Origin of the sequence: Gordonia westfalica (genome assembly GCF_900105725.1) — a bacterium.
GTDB classification, from domain to species: domain Bacteria; phylum Actinomycetota; class Actinomycetes; order Mycobacteriales; family Mycobacteriaceae; genus Gordonia; species Gordonia westfalica.
Map to the genome: position 1 here is coordinate 371215 of NZ_FNLM01000034.1, position 17269 is coordinate 388483.

Genomic DNA, 17269 nt, shown 5'->3' on the forward strand with positions numbered 1-17269 from the left:
TTCGTCAGCTTGCGACTGACCACGAATGCCTCCAGCCGCGAGCGGCTGGATACGGCTTTGGCACAGCTACATCCCTCCCGCGCAGCCAAAGGCAAGCCAGATAGATGTCCCCTGCCCGTGCTGCAGTCCCGACCGCTAGCGCCGCGTCGACGTAAGGCGCCGAAGGCTGACGCGCCTACGCTAGTCTCGAGCGAGTTTTGACCAACCAACCCGATTGAGCTCCCCAGGTGTGCAGCTGCAATGACGACTGCGGATCGGTGGGGCCTCTCTTTGGAGGCTAGTGCATGACGCCAATAACACTCGACGAGATGGTCGTCGCGTACAAGAAGGCTAAGGTCGATCTGTTCTATGCGTCTGATCCAAGGCTGTTGGACCTCGTTGAATACGAGGAAAATTTGGGCGACAACCTTCGTAACCTCCGTTCGCGAGTATTAAGTCGCGACGAAACCTGGGTGAAGGATCCAGCATTCGTGGGGACTTTCACCTTATCGCCCAAAGAGGCCAGCAAGGCACTTCGCCCGGGGGGCGAATCAGACTCGTTCATCTGGTCGGATCCTCACGTTGGGTGGCGTGAACACGCAGGATCTAGCCAGCCCGTCGCGAAGTTCCGACCGATGGGCCGCTGCAGTATCGATTTTCACGTGCTTTCGTCCCTTTGGATTCTTAAGGTTGGCGAGCGTTTGGAGAGAAGGTTAGACAGTTCAGCGATGGGCAGTCGCCTCCGGCGGACGAGAAGCGGTGACTTTAATGAACTTGCTTCCGGGAGCTTTAAGCCCTACCTCTACCCATACCGGGAATGGCGAGACGGCGGACTTACTGCAATGACCCGCGCACTAGATGACCGGAAGTCTGTCATTGCACTTACTGCAGACGTCACTTCATACTATCATTGCCTAAATCCCGAGTTCTTGCTTGACAAATACTTTCTCCACGGAGTTCTGGGGGCGGATCTCGATACACAGGAAACGAAGCTGCATCGGCTATTTGTCAAGTCGTTGGTGTGGTGGTCGCACAACGTCGCGGAGCGCACAGGCTGGCGGCCCCGCGGGCTCCCCGTCGGTTTACCCGCATCGGCGGTTGTCGCAAACCTGGCACTCATCCAACTTGATGAAGTGATAAGCGATGAAGTAAAACCGCTGTATTATGGACGATACGTCGACGACATACTGCTTGTGCTTGAGGACTCGGGCAATCTCCAGGGTCGCAGGGACGTATGGGATTGGATAATCGCGAGAAGCCGCGGCTTCCTTCAACGTGAAGAACAATCGAATTCAGATAATTCCTACCCCTCGAATACGACCATCGAATTTTCTCCGTCGTACTTGTCCGGATCGACAATCCGTTTCGATAATCACAAAAACAAGGTATTCCATCTCTCTGGCTCGACCGGCAGGTCCCTACTTGGCTCGATCAAAAAGGCCATTAATGAGCGGGGCAGTGAATGGCGTGCGTTACCGGCCATCCCGAGCGATCCAACCGACATCGGTTCAGACATTGCCAACGCTACACATATCGACGGCGATCCCGCCGAAACTCTCAGAGACACCGATGAAATATCCGCAAGGAGGTCCGGATTTGCGATTCGGCTACGCGATTTCGAAGCATACGAACGTAACCTGAATCCTGAGTCTTGGCAAGCTCACCGCTCAGCGTTTATAGAGACGGTGTGCCAGCAGATTCTCGTCATGCCGCACTTCTTCGACCTGGCACCTTATGTGCCACGCTTGGTGAAACTGGCGGTGGCATGCGGAGACTATGAGGCAACGATGAAGCTTATAGTCGCGGTCCGGGATGTTCATAGAGTCGCTGTCGAGACCTGCCGACTGTCGGTGGTCGGGGATTCGACTGAAGGCGATGCTCAGGTAGATGTCTCCGCGATCTGGGGAAGGCAACTATGCAGGGAAATCTACGAGAGCATTGCGAGTGGGCTTGCGAGTAGCTTTACTCAGGATCATATAGACAATCTGATATTCGAGATACAGGACCTCGGGCAGGTACTACCTGATGGTATGGGCGGGGCGGAGGTCCGATCGTGGCACAGCCGGAGTTTGCCCGCGATCTAGCCCACGTGCCTTTTAGGTTCTCGCTACTCGGGCGCGAACTAGTTTCGGCAGATCGCGTTTCCCTCCCTTCTCCTGAAGAAATGAGAGTAACCAGAACGCCGATTTCACCAGTAGTCGCTGAGGGACTCGATCTTCTTCTAGCGAGACTGACCGCAGGATTAGATGATGACCGATCGGCACTCCTGAGTGGTATCCGCGGCCGCGAAGTGAGGGGGCTCCTGTTTTCGACCCGCCCGTTCAACATGGTCGAGCTGTATCTCTCGATTCAGGACCATACGTCACCTGTCGGCTTAGCCGAGGCCACCGACATCGAGAGGATACTACTCGCAATTCGCGGATACTCCCCTACAGGGAAACTGCCGAGTTACTCAGGAGCGGGTGATGGGAACCCAGAAGAGCTTAGATTAGACGTAAACTACCCGAAGGGAAAGCGTCGTGTTGCCCTCGCTATGCTCGACACAAGTTTTCAGTCTTGGAAGTGTGCCGCAATTGGTCAGCATGATCTCGGCCAGGCTCGCTTTGAAAAGCTTGCAGCCATGTTTACCGAATTGATTGATAGAACCCCCGGGGCGCACTATGCTCTGCTCCCTGAACTGGCACTTCCGTCCTTTTGGTTCGTCCCTATTGCGCTGAAACTCCAGGAGAGTGGGATAAGCCTCATTTCAGGGATCGAGTACCAGTCGGTCGGAACGCGAAAGGTCGCAAACCAAGTATGGGCTGCCTTACGTCTCGATGGCCTCGGCTACCCCGCTGCACTTGTGTATAAGCAAGACAAGCAACGCCCCGCCCCACACGAGGAACACCTTCTCCACGACTTAGCATCGCTAACGCTTGAGCCCCGCGTGCGATGGGATATCCCGCCAATTGTCGCCCATGGTGGATTCCGTTTTAGTTCGTTGATTTGTAGCGAACTCACAAATATCGGCTACCGGAGCGCCCTCCGTGGCAGGGTGGACGCCATCTTTGTACCCGAATGGAACCAGGACTTCCGAACCTTTGAGGGTTCTTCCTGATTCAGAGTGCGTGTAGGCGTTCTGCCAGGCCGCCGGAGTGGATGAGTGACCGCAAGATGTAGTGGTTGAGGTTGCGGAAGCCGAGCGCGATCCCGCGCAGGTGTTCCAAGCGTCCGTTGATCGCTTCGACCGGGCCGTTGGAGGCACCGGTGTCGAAGTACGCCAGGATCTCTTTGCGTCGGGCCCACAACGAACGGCCGAGTTGGGCAAGTTCGGCGAGTTCTTTCGGCACGCCGGTGTGGATGCGTTTGAGCAGCTTGTACATCGCGATCTTCCCGTCACGCTTGTGCGGTTGGCCGTAGGCGTCAATCAGGTCTTGATAGACGGCGTAGGTGACCGCGACCGCCAGATGTTCCTCACGCGCTTCGAGGCCGTTGGTGATGCGGGTCTTCTGCTTGTCGGTCAACAAGCCGATTCGGGTGAGCAGAGGGCGGCGGATGCCGTAGAGCGGGTCCCCGGTGCGGCCGCGGTGTCCGCACGTATCCTGTTGCACGCGTTGACGACACACCGTGAGCTTGTCTGCGGCCAAGTGCACCACATGAAACGGATCCATCACCGCACGCGCCTTGTCCAGGGTTTCAGCGGTCGCGGTGCGATACCCGGCGAACCCGTCCATGGTGACGACCTTGATCCGGTCACGAAATGCAGGATCGCGCGCGGTCAGCCAATCCTTCAACGCGGCTTTGGAGCGGCCGGCGACCATGTCCAGCAAGCGTGCCGGGCCGGTACCATCGACGATCGGTGTCAGGTCGACGAGCACGGTCACGAAACTCGAATCCCCCTTGCCGCGAACGTGTTTCCACTTGTGCTCATCGACCCCAAGGACCCGCACACCGTCCAGGCGGGCCGGTGCGGACGCCAGCATGCGGGCCTCCTCGAGTGCGAGCGTGTTGACGGTGTTCCAACCCAACCCGACCGCCGCGGCGACCGCCTTGACCGACATCTTGTCGACGATCATCGCCCGCAGAATCCACGTGGTGGTGCGGCGGGTGACGTGGGCCCGTGGCGCCACGATGGTCGAGATGTCGGCACGAAAGATCGTGGTGGCACAGTCCGGGTTCTCGCACAGGTAGCGCGGCACCGCGATATGCAGCCGAGTCGGATGCCCCACGATCGGCAGATCAGCGACCTCACGATCGATGTGGTCACGCAGCCGACCCAGCTGTCCGCATCCGGGACATGTGTTCTTCGGTTCCAGGACCTGGCAGAACACGTGGGTGCGGTCCTCGCCGTCGAGGGCGGCACCGGTGATCGTCACCCCGAGCTCGATGGTGCGGCAGATGGTGTCGGCAATAGCGCTACGCTGCAACGTGGGTCCTGTTGGTGTCCGGGTGGGTGTGTGAGAGCTTTCATCCTCACACCACAGGACCCGCCTATATCTCCAGGCTCACCGCCCACACCCCGCGATCTTGCTCACCCCTACATCTTGTGGTCGCAAGAACCTGTTCCACGCACCGTCAATCAGGAAGAGCCCCTTTGAGGCTCTCGTTGAATCCGCAGCCCTCGATGTTCATGCGTACATTGCGCAATCGAACCACCGGCAATACGGAGACTCGAGAATACGTGCCCCATACGCGAAGGATTATAGACGCGATATACTCCGCGTTAGGGGCGGAAATCACAATTACGTCGTGATTGGCGAAATTGACTATGCCTCGCTCCGCGAACACCAGTCGGCCCATATCGTGTTGAAGGGCAAGTTCAAACCAACCCCGGACGGATTTGAAATTTCGGACTCACGACGAGACATTCCCGCACACTCAGACGGCGGTCATGACTCGCCGTAGTGCACTAGCGCACGCGTCGAGGGCATCCGAGTTCGCGTATCCGGGCGTTCTTCCAACCCAGGAGTCCTAACGTTCCCGGGTCACGCAGTGGTCCGCAGATGTCACAGCCTAGCGAATCCAAATCGCTATGCCCGCACTTACCGGGGTGGCGCGCGTGTCCTGCTGGTGCGCAACTTATTGAAGGACCACAATCATGTACGAGCGCGACAGGTTCGAGTCAGGCGATCTCCCGTTTGCTCGGGAGCGAGCGGACTCGCAAGGACTGCCTCTCAGGGTCTTACGCCCTGCGGAGTGGGCCATACGTTCGGCTAACGTCAACCATCTACTGCCAGCAGACCGGGCTCGCTAAGTGAGCACCGACGTCGATTCCCGCCATCAGACGCACAGAGCTACAGCGGCTCGCGTGCAGGAGGGATGGCCGCCGGCGATCCGCGAGCGGCGTAATCAAGTGGTCATGGTTTGCGCCAATCGGATTGGCGAGGCTAAGGGCGCGACTCTGAGGGGAGTGTTCCTACCGTGAAAGCTGGAGATCCCGCGCTAGTGTCCTGAGTCATTAATTGTCATTCGGTTGATAGACTGGGGAATGGCAACCCGGGGTCCGCGAGCAGTGGATATTGTTCTGACCGATGACGAGCGCCGTGAGCTCGAAGGGTGGGCGCGTCGGCGAACGACGGCCTCGGGTTTGGCGATGCGATCACGAATCGTTCTCGCTGCCGCTGATGGCGGGTCGAATACCGAAGTGGCACAACGACTCGGCCTCAACCGAGGTACCGTGCGGCGATGGCGAGGCCGGTTCGTCGAGCACCGCTGCGAGGGGTTGCTCGACGAACCCCGGCCCGGGCGACCTCGAACCGTCGGCGACGAGCAGATCAAAGACCTGATCACCGCAACTCTCGAGACCACTCCGAAGAATGCGACACACTGGTCGACTCGGTCGATGGCTGAGCATCTCGACATGTCGCAGTCAACTGTTTCGCGTGTATGGAGAGCGTTCGGATTGGCTCCACACAAACAGGATTCGTGGAAGCTGTCGAAAGATCCCATGTTCACCGAGAAGGTCCGCGACGTCGTCGGGCTCTACATGAACCCACCCGAACGTGCCCTGGTGCTCTGCGTTGACGAGAAGACCCAGATCCAAGCGCTCGATCGCACCCAGCCGATCTTTCCCATGCTCCCGGGCACCCCGCAACGGGCCAGCCACGACTACGTGCGCAACGGCACCTCCAGCCTGTACGCGGCGTTGGACATCGCGTCGGGCAAAGTCATCGGTTCGCTTCACTCACGGCATCGCGCAACGGAATTCATCGGATTCCTCCGCAAGATCGACGCCGAGGTACCCGACGAGCTCGACGTCCACCTGGTCATGGACAATGCCTCCACCCACAAGACACCCGCGGTCAAGCGATGGCTGACCGCGCACCCGCGGTTTGTTGTCCACTTCACCCCCACCAGCTCATCCTGGATGAACCTCGTCGAACGCTGGTTCGCCGAACTGGCCACCAAGAAACTCCAACGCTCCACCCACCGCACCGTACGAGCACTCAATGCCGACATCAGAGCGTGGATCGAGACCTGGAACGACAACCCCCGTCCCTACTGGCGTGTCCCCCGTGAACCGGTCCGGTCTGTTTTAGAGTCCTGATTGCCCTGTTGAGGGCAGAGAAGGGACGATGAGGATCATGGCAGGACGCAAGCGCCACTCGGCAGAGGACATTGTGCGCAAGTTGCGCCGGGCTGACGAGTTGGCGGCGCAGGGCAAGACCGGCGAGGAGATCGCCGCCGACCTCGAGGTGTCGGCAGCGACGTTGTACAACTGGCGCCGCCAGTACGGCGGCATGGACGGTGACGCGGCCAAGGAGCTCAAGGAGCTGCGTGAGCAGAACGGCCGGCTCAAGCGGCTGCTCGCCGATGCCGAGTTGGAGAAGGACGCGCTACGGGAGATCGCCAAGGGAAAATTCTGAGCCCAACCGCCAAACGCGCCGCCATCGACATGCTCAAAGACGTGATGAACATGTCAGAACGCAAGGCGTGCAAGGTTGTTGGGCTTGCTCGTTCAGCGTATCGTCAACTGCCGCAAGCGCACACCCCGGCTGACCCGGATGCTGGCCTGCGCCAGCAGCTACGAACCTACGCCCGTCAGAACCCACGCCACGGGTTCCGTCGGGCGTGGGCCTGGCTGCGTTTCGACGAAGGCGACACCGTGAACAAGAAGAAGGTCCACCGGCTGTGGAAGGAAGAAGGATTGCAGGTGCGCCGGGCGCCGCGGCGTAAACGGGCCGGCCAGTCGTCGGTGCCGATTGTCACCGCGGACGCACCGAAAGTGGTGTGGGCATTGGACTTTTAGTTCGACTCCACTGTCGACGGACACAAGATCAAGATCGCGTCCATGGTCGATGAACACACCCGGATGTCGCTGCTCAACATTGTGGATCGCTCGATCGCCGCCGACCGGTTGATCGAGGAGTGGAAGAAGACCTTCGCGATCTGGGGTGGCCCACCGAAGGTGCTGCGCATGGACAACGGCCCTGAGTTCATCTCTGAGGCCCTCCAGACGTTCTGTGCAGGGTCGGTGGGGATCTCCTACATTCCGCCTGGCACGCCGTGGAACAACGGGTTCATCGAGTCGTTCAACAACCGGTTGCGCGACGAGTGTTTGAACCGCAACTGCTGGCCCACCCTGTTGGAGGCCCGCATGGTCATCGAAGACTTCAAAGACGACCACAACCACCGACACCGCCACTCAGCGCTGGGCTACAAGACCCCGGCCGAGTACGCTGCCCGATGCACCCACCAGCACCACCCCGTGGGCTGCGAGATCGACTGACCGACCGCAAGTAAGAACTGGCTCTAGGACCGACTGGACCGGTTATCGGGGACCTGCCACTACGTGTGGGTCAAGACCGCTGACCAGATCCTCGACTCCATCGCCCACTACTGCACACGAATTAATGACTCAGGACACTAGCACAGGGCCATCGTTCCGGAAGAACCTCCGCAATCGGGTGGCGGGTTTGCTCGCAGCCGCCGTGGAGGCCCGCCGCTCATTCCGCGACGAGGTGACACTCGCCGCTGTGTTCCTGCTCGTCGATAGTCCCGATAATGTGACGCTGCGCGACGACGATAGTTTCGCCAGCCTAGCTGGCAGGCTGTTGCGAGCGGAAGACGACGTTGGCTACGACTCAGTAGTCGTTGGTGCTGCGACCGGTGAGCTTCAGTGGCAATACTTTGCTTCATCTGAACGGTCGGAGACGAGTTCCCTTTTCTGGCTATCGACAGTGGAAATGGTTGGGCGCCTTCGTCGCGAGAAGACCACGGCGCATTCTTGCCGGCCCAGTGCAACTGCGCTAAGAAGCGACGGATGATGCTCATCAGTGATGAGTGGCGTTCTGGCCGCGGGGGTCTGTCAACGATGAATAGAGAACTTGCTACGGCCCTTGCTTCAGCTGGAGTCGAGACAGCGGTGATGGTGCCACGGTCCACAGATGAAGACATCAAAGCTGCCTCGGACGTCGATGTCGCACTCGTGACTCCGGCTTCCATCCCAGGGTTGAATAGCCGTGAACTACTTCTCCTCCGCCCGGTCTTCGCCGATTCTTCGTGGGAGCCGGATGTGATAATAGGCCATGGCCGAGTGCTTGGTTCCTACGCCGCAGCCCAGAAGCAACAGTTCTTCTCCCGTGCTAGGCGGGTACACTTTGTTCACACCGACGCAGAGCAGCTTGAGGCAGCAAAAGAGATGCCAGGCGGAACATCGCGGATGGCAAGCGCAGACGAGCGGCGGAATCTCGAACGAGACCTCGCAAGATCCGCGGATCTGGTAGTCGGGGTTGGGCCCATGCTGACCGCAACTATCACTGACGACTTGATAGGTCTAAGTCCACGGCCGAAAATCATGTGCATGGTCCCGGGCCTACGTTCGGCCTTCGATCCCGCATCGGCCAGTCCCCCGGTTAGAAATGCGCTCCTCGTCGTAGGCCGGGCTGACGACTTTCAGTCTAAAGGCATTGACATTGTCGCGGATGCCCTTCTGAAGGTCGTCGATCGATGGCCGCAGTCGCGGCCTCACCCTCCAGTGCTCGTTCTAAGGGGTGTACCGGGCGAAGCGGCGACCGACGTGAAGGCCCGCTTGGACGAGATTTTTGAGGGTCGAGTTGCTTACCACCTGAGGCCATACTCCGACTCCGAGGAACTGGTGAAGCAGGATCTCGCACAATCTCGAGTAATGCTCATGCCATCGCGGCACGAGGGTTTTGGGCTCGCCGCATTCGAAGCGATTGCGAGCGATATTCCAGTGCTCATCAGTGCGGAATCTGGTTTAGCTCAGTTCCTTCGAGAGTCACACATCGACACTGAGCCTTCGTCTATCGTGACCACACGCAACACGTCGACACGTCTTGCCATCGATGAGTGGGCGGATGCGATTTGGTATGTACTGACTCATCCTGCACCGTCCCGAGCGCAAGCCCATGAGATGAGGAAGAGGCTGAGCGAAATCGTGGATTGGCGCACAGCCGTAGACTACCTGCTGGCTGAGCTCGACGGTCTCGACTAGTTGTACCGACCCGCCAGGTTGGGTACGCGGTCGGCGGGTGAGTTGCCCCTGAGTGCGGTGTGGCCGCGTTCGTGATTGTAGATGCGCAGGAACTCGTCGAAGGCGGCTACGCGTTCGGACTCGCTGTTGTAGGGGCGGGCGTAGGCCCATTCCTCTTGCAGTGTGCGGTTGAATCGTTGGACCTTGCCTTTGGTTTGCGGCCGGTACGGTCGGGTCCTTTTGTGTTTGATCCCGTTGCCTGCCAACAACTCCCGAAAATCGTGGAGCGGTAGCACGAGCCGTGTCGGTCATTACCCGTGTCGTGGTAACACCGATCGAGGCGAAGTGAGCCAATGCCCGCGCCATGAATGCGGTCGCGGTTTCCTTTCTCTCATCAGCCAGGATCTCCGAATAGGCGTACCGGGAGTGATCATCGACGGCGTGGTGCAGGTAGGCGTATCCCAGGTTGGGACGGCCATGCACGGTGCGGGTCGGGAAGCATCGCGATGGGCACTGGAGTTGCGGGTGCCCTTGGCGCGGCTGTGCACGCGATGCCCACCACCGTCGGGGATCCTGCCCAGCTTCTTGATGTCGACGTGGATCAAGTCCCCGGCAGCGTCGCGTTCATACCGGCGAGCCTCACGTCGTCGTGCACGAACCGGCGCTCCGGTGGCCGGGTCGGTCCACGACAACCGCACGCACTGGTAGCGGGTGAGGATGCGGTGCACCGTGGACACGTTCATTCCCAGGTGGAACCCGATCCTGGCAGGTCCCCAGCGGCGCGACACGCGTAACCCAACCACGCGACTGGTGCGGTGCGGACACGACCGCGGCCGGCTCGATCGGTCAACCATCCCTGCAGGCCCGTGGTCGCGGTAGCGGTCGGCCCACCGCTTGGCCGTCGTGACCGAGACGTTGAAACGGTCAGCCGCGCGCCGTAGCGGCCACCCGTCCTCGACGACACACCGAGCCAGACGCAGCCAACCAGTTGGGGACAACGGTGAATTACGGTGAGACATGAAGACCTCCGGGATGAGGAGCGGTTCTTAGACAGCTCCACACCTCACTCGGAGGTCTTCCCTATGTCACGCAGGCTCGCCGAACCCCGTACCTAACGTCCCGGGTCAGTACAACTAGTACGGCAGTCTCTACCGAACCGACGTTCTAGCGCCGACGACGAGACATGCGGACGCGGGCGGGATGAGCAGCGAGTGTCGTAGCCCACACAGAATCGTCTTGCCGGGCGCTGGACAGTCTTCGCAGCACCATCGCGATATCGAACTGACTCCCGTTGCCAACGGCCTATTGAGTGTAGCTATGCGGTCGTCTTGTGATCGATCGCCGCCTCGTAGAACGCATCCGCGAGCGCAGTGATGACCCCGTTAATCGCCGGGCCGTCGCTGAAGAAATAGTCGGCCATGGTGTTGTGCGCTTCCTGGTTGTCAATGACTGCCTCGGTCACGGCGGCCTGGAAATCTTGCGACTCCATGAACTGTTTCTTCGAGTTCACCGCGGTCTGGTTGACTAGGTCTGGGTAGCCGAGTAATCGCTGGACCAACCCCTGCACGAACTCGCGGATCTGTGACTCTGTGAACGCCTCGGCGCCGAAGAGGTCATTCATCTTGTCGATGACTACCTGTAAGGCAACGAATTTCGGCTCCTTTCGCATGCCACTGCCAGCGGCACTGATCCCCTTAAGCTGACCGTCACCCGTCAGCGAGATGTCCGTTCTCGGTCGCTGCGTGTGCTGTACCCCGACCAAGACCACGTCCGAAAGGTCTACTTCCGCCGCCCAGGACGAGTCAGCGATAACCTTCTCCAACAGCCTTAAGAAGATCGATAGCATCTCCATGTAGGGGTCACCGTAGTCGACGATCTGGCTCATGAAGTCGTAGAGACGGACGTAGGTGGAGACGTCCTTACGGAACAGGTCAAGTTCGTTGAGGATGACTTTGTCGTCGGTCTCGAGGGCTGCCGCATAGCGCCGCGCAAAATCGTGCTTCGGCGGGCTGATCGCGGCAGAGAGTGCATTGTTGCCCTTGCGGGTCACCCAGAGTTCGGCGACCTCACGTACCTGCTCCGGCGTATAGAGCGCGGCCTGGTCAAGCTTGGTCGCGAGGTGGACAACGACGTACGGGTCGGTCTCGGTCTCCAGGGTGGCTCCCGTGAAGTACGGCTCGAACGCAGCCCGGATGTCCTCGGACTTGTTCACAAAGTCGATGACGAACGTTTTGCGCTTCTGCTCTCCACTCGCCGTACGGTGAGTGCGGTTAAGCCGAGAGAGCGTCTGCACCGCAGTGACTCCGGAAAGCTTCTTGTCGACGTACATCGCGGAGAGCAACGGCTGATCGAACCCGGTCTGGAACTTGTTGGCGACCAGCATGATCGTGTACGTCGTGCCCTTGAACGCGGCTGCCAGGTCCGAGCCGGCGCCAGGGTTGAGGTTCGCCTCGGTGAACTCGTCGTCCCTGCCCGGCCGCGGCCCCCAGTCCGACGCCCACGTCTCGTCCTCGTCCATCGTGACTGAACTGGAGAAGGCGACCAGGGTGCGGTAGTTGTACGAGTCGTCCAGGGCGGCTCGTTTGGTGATGTAGGCGTCGATCGCCTTCTTGTACTTCACCGCCGCCTTGCGCGAGTCAGTCACGACCATCGCCTTCGCCTTGCCCTCGAGCAGGTGGGCGACATTGGTGTGGAAGTGCTCGACGATAATCTGCACCTTCTGGCTGATGTTGGTCGGGTGCAGTTTCACCCACCGCATCAGCCCTTTGCGGGCTGCAGACTCGTCTACTTCGCCACTGTCGCCGCTTTCGGCCTTGCCGGCGATCTTCAGTGCGGTGTCATAGGTTTGATACCCCTTAAGCACATCGAGGATGTAGCCTTCCTCGATCGCCTGGCGCATCGAGTAGAGGTGGAACTCAGCCGGTTTCCCGTCGGGGCCTTTTCGACCGAAGAGTTCAAGGGTTTTGTTTTTCGGCGTCGCGGTGAACGCGAGGTAGGAGATGTTCTCAGACTCGGCTCGCTGGGCCATCTCGGCGGCCAGAACTGCCTCTACGTCGACCTCACCGCCCTCCTCAATATCCTTGACCTCTTCCGCCGTCAGGACGGCCTTGAGCTTGGAGGAAATCTGGCCGGATTGCGAAGAGTGCGCCTCATCGGCGATGACTGCGAACCGGCGCCCCTTTAGCGAAGAGTCCTTCCGGATCTCGTCCAGGGCGAACGGGAAGGTCTGCACCGTCACCGCGATGATCAGCTCCCCGTTCTTGAGCGCGGTCGCCAGCAGCCCGGATTTCGATTTCGCGCCTGCTTTGCGGACATCCTCGGGGCTGATCGTGGCCACGATCTTCCCCGAGCCGTCAATCTGCCGGATTGCGTCTTGGAGTTGCCCGTCGAGCACGGTGCGGTCGACGACCACGATCACCGAGTCGAATACCTTCTCGTCGCTGGCGTGCAGCCGTGCCAGGCGGTGCGCGGTCCAGGCGATGGTGTTGGTCTTGCCCGATCCAGCCGAGTGCTCGATCAGGTAGCGGCGACCCACCCCCTCCTCGCGCACCGCGGCTACGATGTTCGTCACGGCCTCCCACTGGTGGAACCGCGGGAAGAGCATGCTCGTGCGCCGCACCGAGGTGCCGGTCGCGACGTCCCATTCTTCCTTGGTTTCCACGATCATCAGCCGGCCGATGATCTGCAGCCAGGCGTGCTTGTCCCAGACCCGTTCCCACAGATACGCCGTAGCGGACCGCCCGGCCTCACCCGGCGGGTTGCCCGCGCTCCCCTTGTACCCCATGTTGAACGGCAGGAAGTGCGTCTTCTCGCCCTCGAGCCGGGTGGTCATCGCGGCCAGGTCGTTGGAGACTGCGAAGTGCACCAGCGCCCGGTGCCCGAACGACAGCAGCGGCTCCAGTCGCCCGTTGGTCAGCGGATGCCGGTCCTTGCGGTACTGGTTGATCGCCTCATCCAACGACTGAGTGAAATCGGTCTTCAACTCCACCGTCGCTACCGGAAGACCGTTGACGAAGAACACCAGGTCGATGCTGCGCTGGTCGGCGGTGGAGAAATGCACCTGTCGCATCACCCGCACCCGCATCGCCGCGTACTGCTCGTTAGTGGTCGCGTTCAGCCTGGTCTCGGGTCGGAACTGCGCCATTTTCAACCGGCCACCGCCGATGTAGGGCACCCCGTTGCGCAGGATGTTCAGCGTCCCGCCCCCATACTCGAGGGGCTTGTCGAGCGCCGTGACCAGCACGTCGAGGAACTTCGCCTCCGACCCCGCGGCCTTCAACGCCTTCTCATAGGCCACCGGCTGCGTCTCCTGCAGCCATCTGAACAAATCTTCTGGGAGCAGCGCCCGTTCCCGGTCATAGTCGAAATCGTTGGCCGAGGACAGCCACCCGTGGGACTCCAAGTACGCGCAGATCTCAGACTCAAAAACGACCTCATTGTGAGCGGCCATCACACCATCTCCCGGACGTCGATCTGCCCCGTCACCGCCGCGGTGATCAACGCCGACCGCCGCTCTTTCGACAGCTCAATGAGCCGCTCAGACTCAGTGATGAGAGTGTCGATCTTGTTGGTCTGGTCGTCGAGGTACGCGGCAATGCCACGCTGCTCAGCAATCGGGGGGACTGGGACTCGAAACGCGGCGGCCGTTGGTTGGTAAATCGTCTTGTGGGTTGATCCGATCATCAGCGACTGGATCTCGCTTCGCATCGCCCTGAACGTCCACATCAGATACTCCGCGGTGAGGCGGTCGCCCGGGATCCAGTTCCAGAAATCCTGGCTGGTCGCCATCTCCACTGGCATGATTCCACTGAAACCGACGGAAGCCGTGCGGGATAGCACGACGGTCCCTGCGGGCAACAACTCGGCTGCCGAGTTTGCGAGGCCGACTTCACTGATCAGATTCGTCGTCTCGCCGAGATAAGTTCTCCGGCCGTCCCGCAACTGCCACACATCTGCAAGTGTGAACCAGGGAATGGTGCAGTCGACCCAGTACTCTGGCTTGCTCCGGCTCGGAGTGTGCCCGGTCTTCATAGTCGCGACCTTGCGGATGTTTGCAACGGCCCAATGCTGAGGAACCTGATCTGTCCAGAACAACCCACTCGCTCGCATCGACGCTGTCTGATCCAAGCCCCGCCCAACTGCGGACTCGACAATAGCCTGACGCCGCTCGCGGAGCATCTCGATCAGACGCTGCTGCTCCTCGATGAGCGTGTCGATGCGGGCGGTCTCACGGTCGAGGTAGTCGGCGATGGCTCGTTGCTCATCAAGCGGTGGCAGCGGCATCGGAATCCGTGCGAGTTTCTCCGCAGTGAGGTGTGGCATCGAGACGACGTTGGAGTACGCGCGAATGAAACCGCTGGCACGTAGCGCGATCAGGTAGAACGCGATGAACCGGCCGTCGAAGTCCTCAGTCGGTCGCAGCCGGTTGATCGAGTTCTGGAACCCCCACCCTGGCAGACCCTCGTCGACATACGCGGCGCGGCCGAATCCGCCTTGGCCCCCCTCGACGACGACAACGTCGCCCGCCCGGATACTTAATTGCTCCAGCTCGGCGGCGCCGAACCACATCTCGTTCACGTCGTCGAGGGCCAGCACGCCGTCGGGCTGCACGTTCGCGGCACGCATGTACGGGGCGCGCACATCGTCGCCGGAGTCCTTGCTCTGCAGCATCTTGCCGAGCGTGACAGTTGCTGCATTCTTGAGCTGGCCCGTCAGCCACCCGCCCGGCAATGCGGCCCAAAGCGGCCCCGTCACTGCTCCACCTCTCGCAGCAGGTCGAGAATCTTGGCGACCTGCTTTTCGAGGTCTGCGTCGATCTCGGCGAGGGGCCGGGGTGGGACGTACTTATAGAAGTGGCGGGTGAAGGGGATCTCGTAGCCGGTCTTGACTTTGGTCCAGTCGATCCAGGCGTCGGGGACGTGAGGTTTCACCTCGGCGTCGAAGTACGCCTGGATGACCTCGGTCTTGGCTGTGGCGCCGGCGGTCGAGCCGCCGTAGGTGAAGGGGACGTTCTCGGTGTCGCGCTTCTTCGAGTCGGGCTTGGGCTTGCCCTTGCGGTCGACGACCGGCTTCCCGCCCTCGTCCAACAATGGACGCTCCACCGTGATGGTCCAGTAGCCGAACTCGTGGTTGCGCAGCACTTTGGAATAGTCCGGGTCGGCGTCGGTGAAGTCGGCGTACAACTTCACGACCTCGGCGCGGTCGGTGTCGCTGAGCTCGCGGTTCTTGGCACCGAGGTTCTTGCGCATCTTGGTCCAGAACGAGGTGCCGTCGATGAGCTGTACCAGGCCCTTGCGGTCCGGATGCTTGGTGTTGTCGAGGATCCAGATGTAGGTGGCGATGCCGGTGTTGAAGAACATGTTGGTCGGCAGCGCGACGATCGCCTCGACCAGGTCGTTCTCCAGCAGCCACTTGCGGATGTTCGAGGGGCCGGACTCGGCGGCGCCGTTGAAGAGCGGTGAGCCGTTCATGACGATGCCGACACGGCCGCCGCCGTCCTTGGGGGCGCGCATCTTGTGGGCCAGATGGAGCAGGAACAGCATCTGCCCGTCCGAGGTCGCCGGCAGGCCCGGGGCGAACCGGCCGTAGGGCCCTGCTTCATCGCGTTCCTTCGTCACCGCCTTCGCGTACTGCTTCCAGTCGACGCCGTACGGCGGGTTGGACATGCAGAAGTCGAACTTCCTGTCCTTGAACGCATCTTCGGTGAGAGTGTTGCCGAAGCCGATGTTGGTTGCGTCGTGGCCCTTGGCGAGCAGGTCGGACTTGCAGATCGCGTACGACTGCCCGTTGTATTCCTGACCGTACAGGCTCAGCTTCGCGTCGGGGTTCTGTTCGAGGAGGTGTTCTTCGGCCAGGGCGAGCATGCCGCCGGTGCCCGCGGTGGGGTCGTACAGCGTGCGGACGATACCGGCCTCGGTCAGGTCGACGTCCTTCTCGGCGAAGAGCAGGTCGACCAGCAGCCGGATCGCGTCTCGCGGAGTGTAGTGGTCGCCGGAGGTCTCGTTCGCGGCCTCGTTGAACTTGCGGATGATGTACTCGAACGCATCGCCCATGTCGGCATTGGAGACGACGTCCGGATGCAGGTCGACGGCCTTGAAGGACGTGATCACCTCGCGCAGGAGTTCCGCCTTCTCCAGGGCGAGGATTTCCTTCTTGAAGTCGAAGTACTCGAACACGTCGACATCGGGTGAGAACCGGTCGATGTAGTCGGCCAGGTTGTCTGCCAGCCCGTCGGCGTCTTGGAGAAGGTTGGCGAAGGAGTAGTTCGAGGTGTTGTAGAACGGGCGCCCGGTAGCCTTTTTGACCTCGACCTTGAGCCTGTTGGGGTTGTCGTACTTCGCCGCGAGTGCGCGCACCGTCTCCCGGTCGGACTCGAGGATGCAGTCGAGGCGACGAAGGATCGTCAGCGGGAGGATCACGTTGCCGTACTGGTTAGGGCGGTAGGGACCCCGAAGGTGGTCTGCAATCGACCAGATGAAACTACCTAGGCTGCTCACAGCACTCCTCTAACGTCCTTGACCAAGAAACCCCTGCTGTAGTGGTAGCAGGTTGCGGACCTGAGGGTAGCTGGGGACGAGGAATCGCCCTTCTTCGCACGGGTCCGTCACATCACCCTTCGAGTGTCGTGCGTCGTTCCTCGGCGTCTGCTGTATCGCGGAACTCCACAATCTCGAACGGAGGTGGAATCACGGAGTACCGCACGCAGTTGCGATCGGCTCTCAATCTTGAGCGTTCCGCGGAACACCCCGATCAAGCACAAGAGCACCTCTCCAAACGCGCAGGAGCCTCGAATCCTTCGGCACGCGGAGCGCGACACCGTCACAATCAGGTACTTCCGAGACCGAACGCCGGGCTAATGCTCCGCCCAGTGAGTGT

General features: G+C 60.6%; 8 protein-coding genes and 2 pseudogenes. 5 read left to right on the forward strand and 5 right to left on the reverse strand.

The window, feature by feature from the left end:
* Positions 1-284: 284 nt before the first annotated feature.
* Positions 285-2063 (forward strand): RNA-directed DNA polymerase, encoded by a 1779-nt coding sequence (locus BLU62_RS07070; RefSeq protein WP_084811756.1) that lies wholly within the window; start codon positions 285-287, stop codon positions 2061-2063.
* The gene (locus tag BLU62_RS32495) at positions 2033-3076 is read left to right on the forward strand and encodes a hypothetical protein (RefSeq protein ID WP_139180022.1); all 1044 of its coding nucleotides are present in this window, start codon (positions 2033-2035) and stop codon (positions 3074-3076) included. Before BLU62_RS07070 ends, BLU62_RS32495 begins: the two co-directional genes overlap by 31 nt.
* A 1-nt stretch (position 3077) precedes the next feature.
* On the opposite strand, the gene BLU62_RS07075 is transcribed toward BLU62_RS32495, so the two are convergent.
* Positions 3078-4385 (reverse strand): ISL3 family transposase, encoded by a 1308-nt coding sequence (locus BLU62_RS07075; protein ID WP_074848873.1) that lies wholly within the window; start codon positions 4383-4385, stop codon positions 3078-3080.
* 1061 nt (positions 4386-5446) lie between these two features.
* Between BLU62_RS07075 and BLU62_RS07080 the strand changes: the two genes are divergently transcribed.
* The 3 genes and pseudogenes from BLU62_RS07080 to BLU62_RS07095 all read left to right on the forward strand — a co-directional run bounded on the left by BLU62_RS07080 (position 5447) and on the right by BLU62_RS07095 (position 9415).
* On the forward strand, positions 5447-6505 hold the full coding sequence (locus BLU62_RS07080; protein WP_074848879.1) for an IS630 family transposase: 1059 nt from the start codon (positions 5447-5449) through the stop codon (positions 6503-6505).
* Positions 6506-6542: 37 nt separating this feature from the next.
* A pseudogene (locus BLU62_RS07090) lies at positions 6543-7687 on the forward strand (IS3 family transposase).
* 534 nt (positions 7688-8221) lie between these two features.
* A complete protein-coding gene (locus tag BLU62_RS07095; RefSeq protein WP_074848880.1) occupies positions 8222-9415 on the forward strand; it encodes a glycosyltransferase family 4 protein in 1194 nt (397 codons plus the stop codon).
* On the opposite strand, the pseudogene BLU62_RS07100 reads toward BLU62_RS07095, so the two are convergent.
* The 4 genes and pseudogenes from BLU62_RS07100 to BLU62_RS07115 form a co-directional block, all read right to left on the reverse strand.
* A pseudogene (locus tag BLU62_RS07100) lies at positions 9412-10413 on the reverse strand (IS481 family transposase). The gene BLU62_RS07095 and the pseudogene BLU62_RS07100 sit on opposite strands and share 4 nt — an antisense overlap.
* Before the next feature lie 296 nt (positions 10414-10709).
* Positions 10710-13844 (reverse strand): type I restriction endonuclease subunit R, encoded by a 3135-nt coding sequence (locus BLU62_RS07105; RefSeq protein WP_074852743.1) that lies wholly within the window; start codon positions 13842-13844, stop codon positions 10710-10712.
* Positions 13844-15148 carry a restriction endonuclease subunit S gene (locus tag BLU62_RS07110; protein ID WP_084811757.1) on the reverse strand — a complete coding sequence of 435 codons (1305 nt, stop codon included), beginning with the start codon at positions 15146-15148 and terminating at the stop codon, positions 13844-13846. The genes BLU62_RS07105 and BLU62_RS07110 overlap by 1 nt, the downstream gene beginning before the upstream one ends.
* Positions 15145-16890 carry a type I restriction-modification system subunit M gene (locus tag BLU62_RS07115; protein WP_074848881.1) on the reverse strand — a complete coding sequence of 582 codons (1746 nt, stop codon included), beginning with the start codon at positions 16888-16890 and terminating at the stop codon, positions 15145-15147. Before BLU62_RS07115 ends, BLU62_RS07110 begins: the two co-directional genes overlap by 4 nt.
* Positions 16891-17269: the final 379 nt, after the last annotated feature.

What these genes read in the sequence shown, in the direction of transcription:
- BLU62_RS07070 (WP_084811756.1), top strand. Translation starts at nt 285, where the DNA reads ATGACGCCAATAACACTCGACGAGATGGTCGTCGCGTACAAGAAGGCT.
- BLU62_RS07080 (WP_074848879.1), top strand. Translation starts at nt 5,447, where the DNA reads ATGGCAACCCGGGGTCCGCGAGCAGTGGATATTGTTCTGACCGATGAC.
- BLU62_RS07095 (WP_074848880.1), top strand. Translation starts at nt 8,222, where the DNA reads ATGATGCTCATCAGTGATGAGTGGCGTTCTGGCCGCGGGGGTCTGTCA.
- BLU62_RS07105 (WP_074852743.1), bottom strand. Translation starts at nt 13,844, where the DNA reads ATGGCCGCTCACAATGAGGTCGTTTTTGAGTCTGAGATCTGCGCGTAC.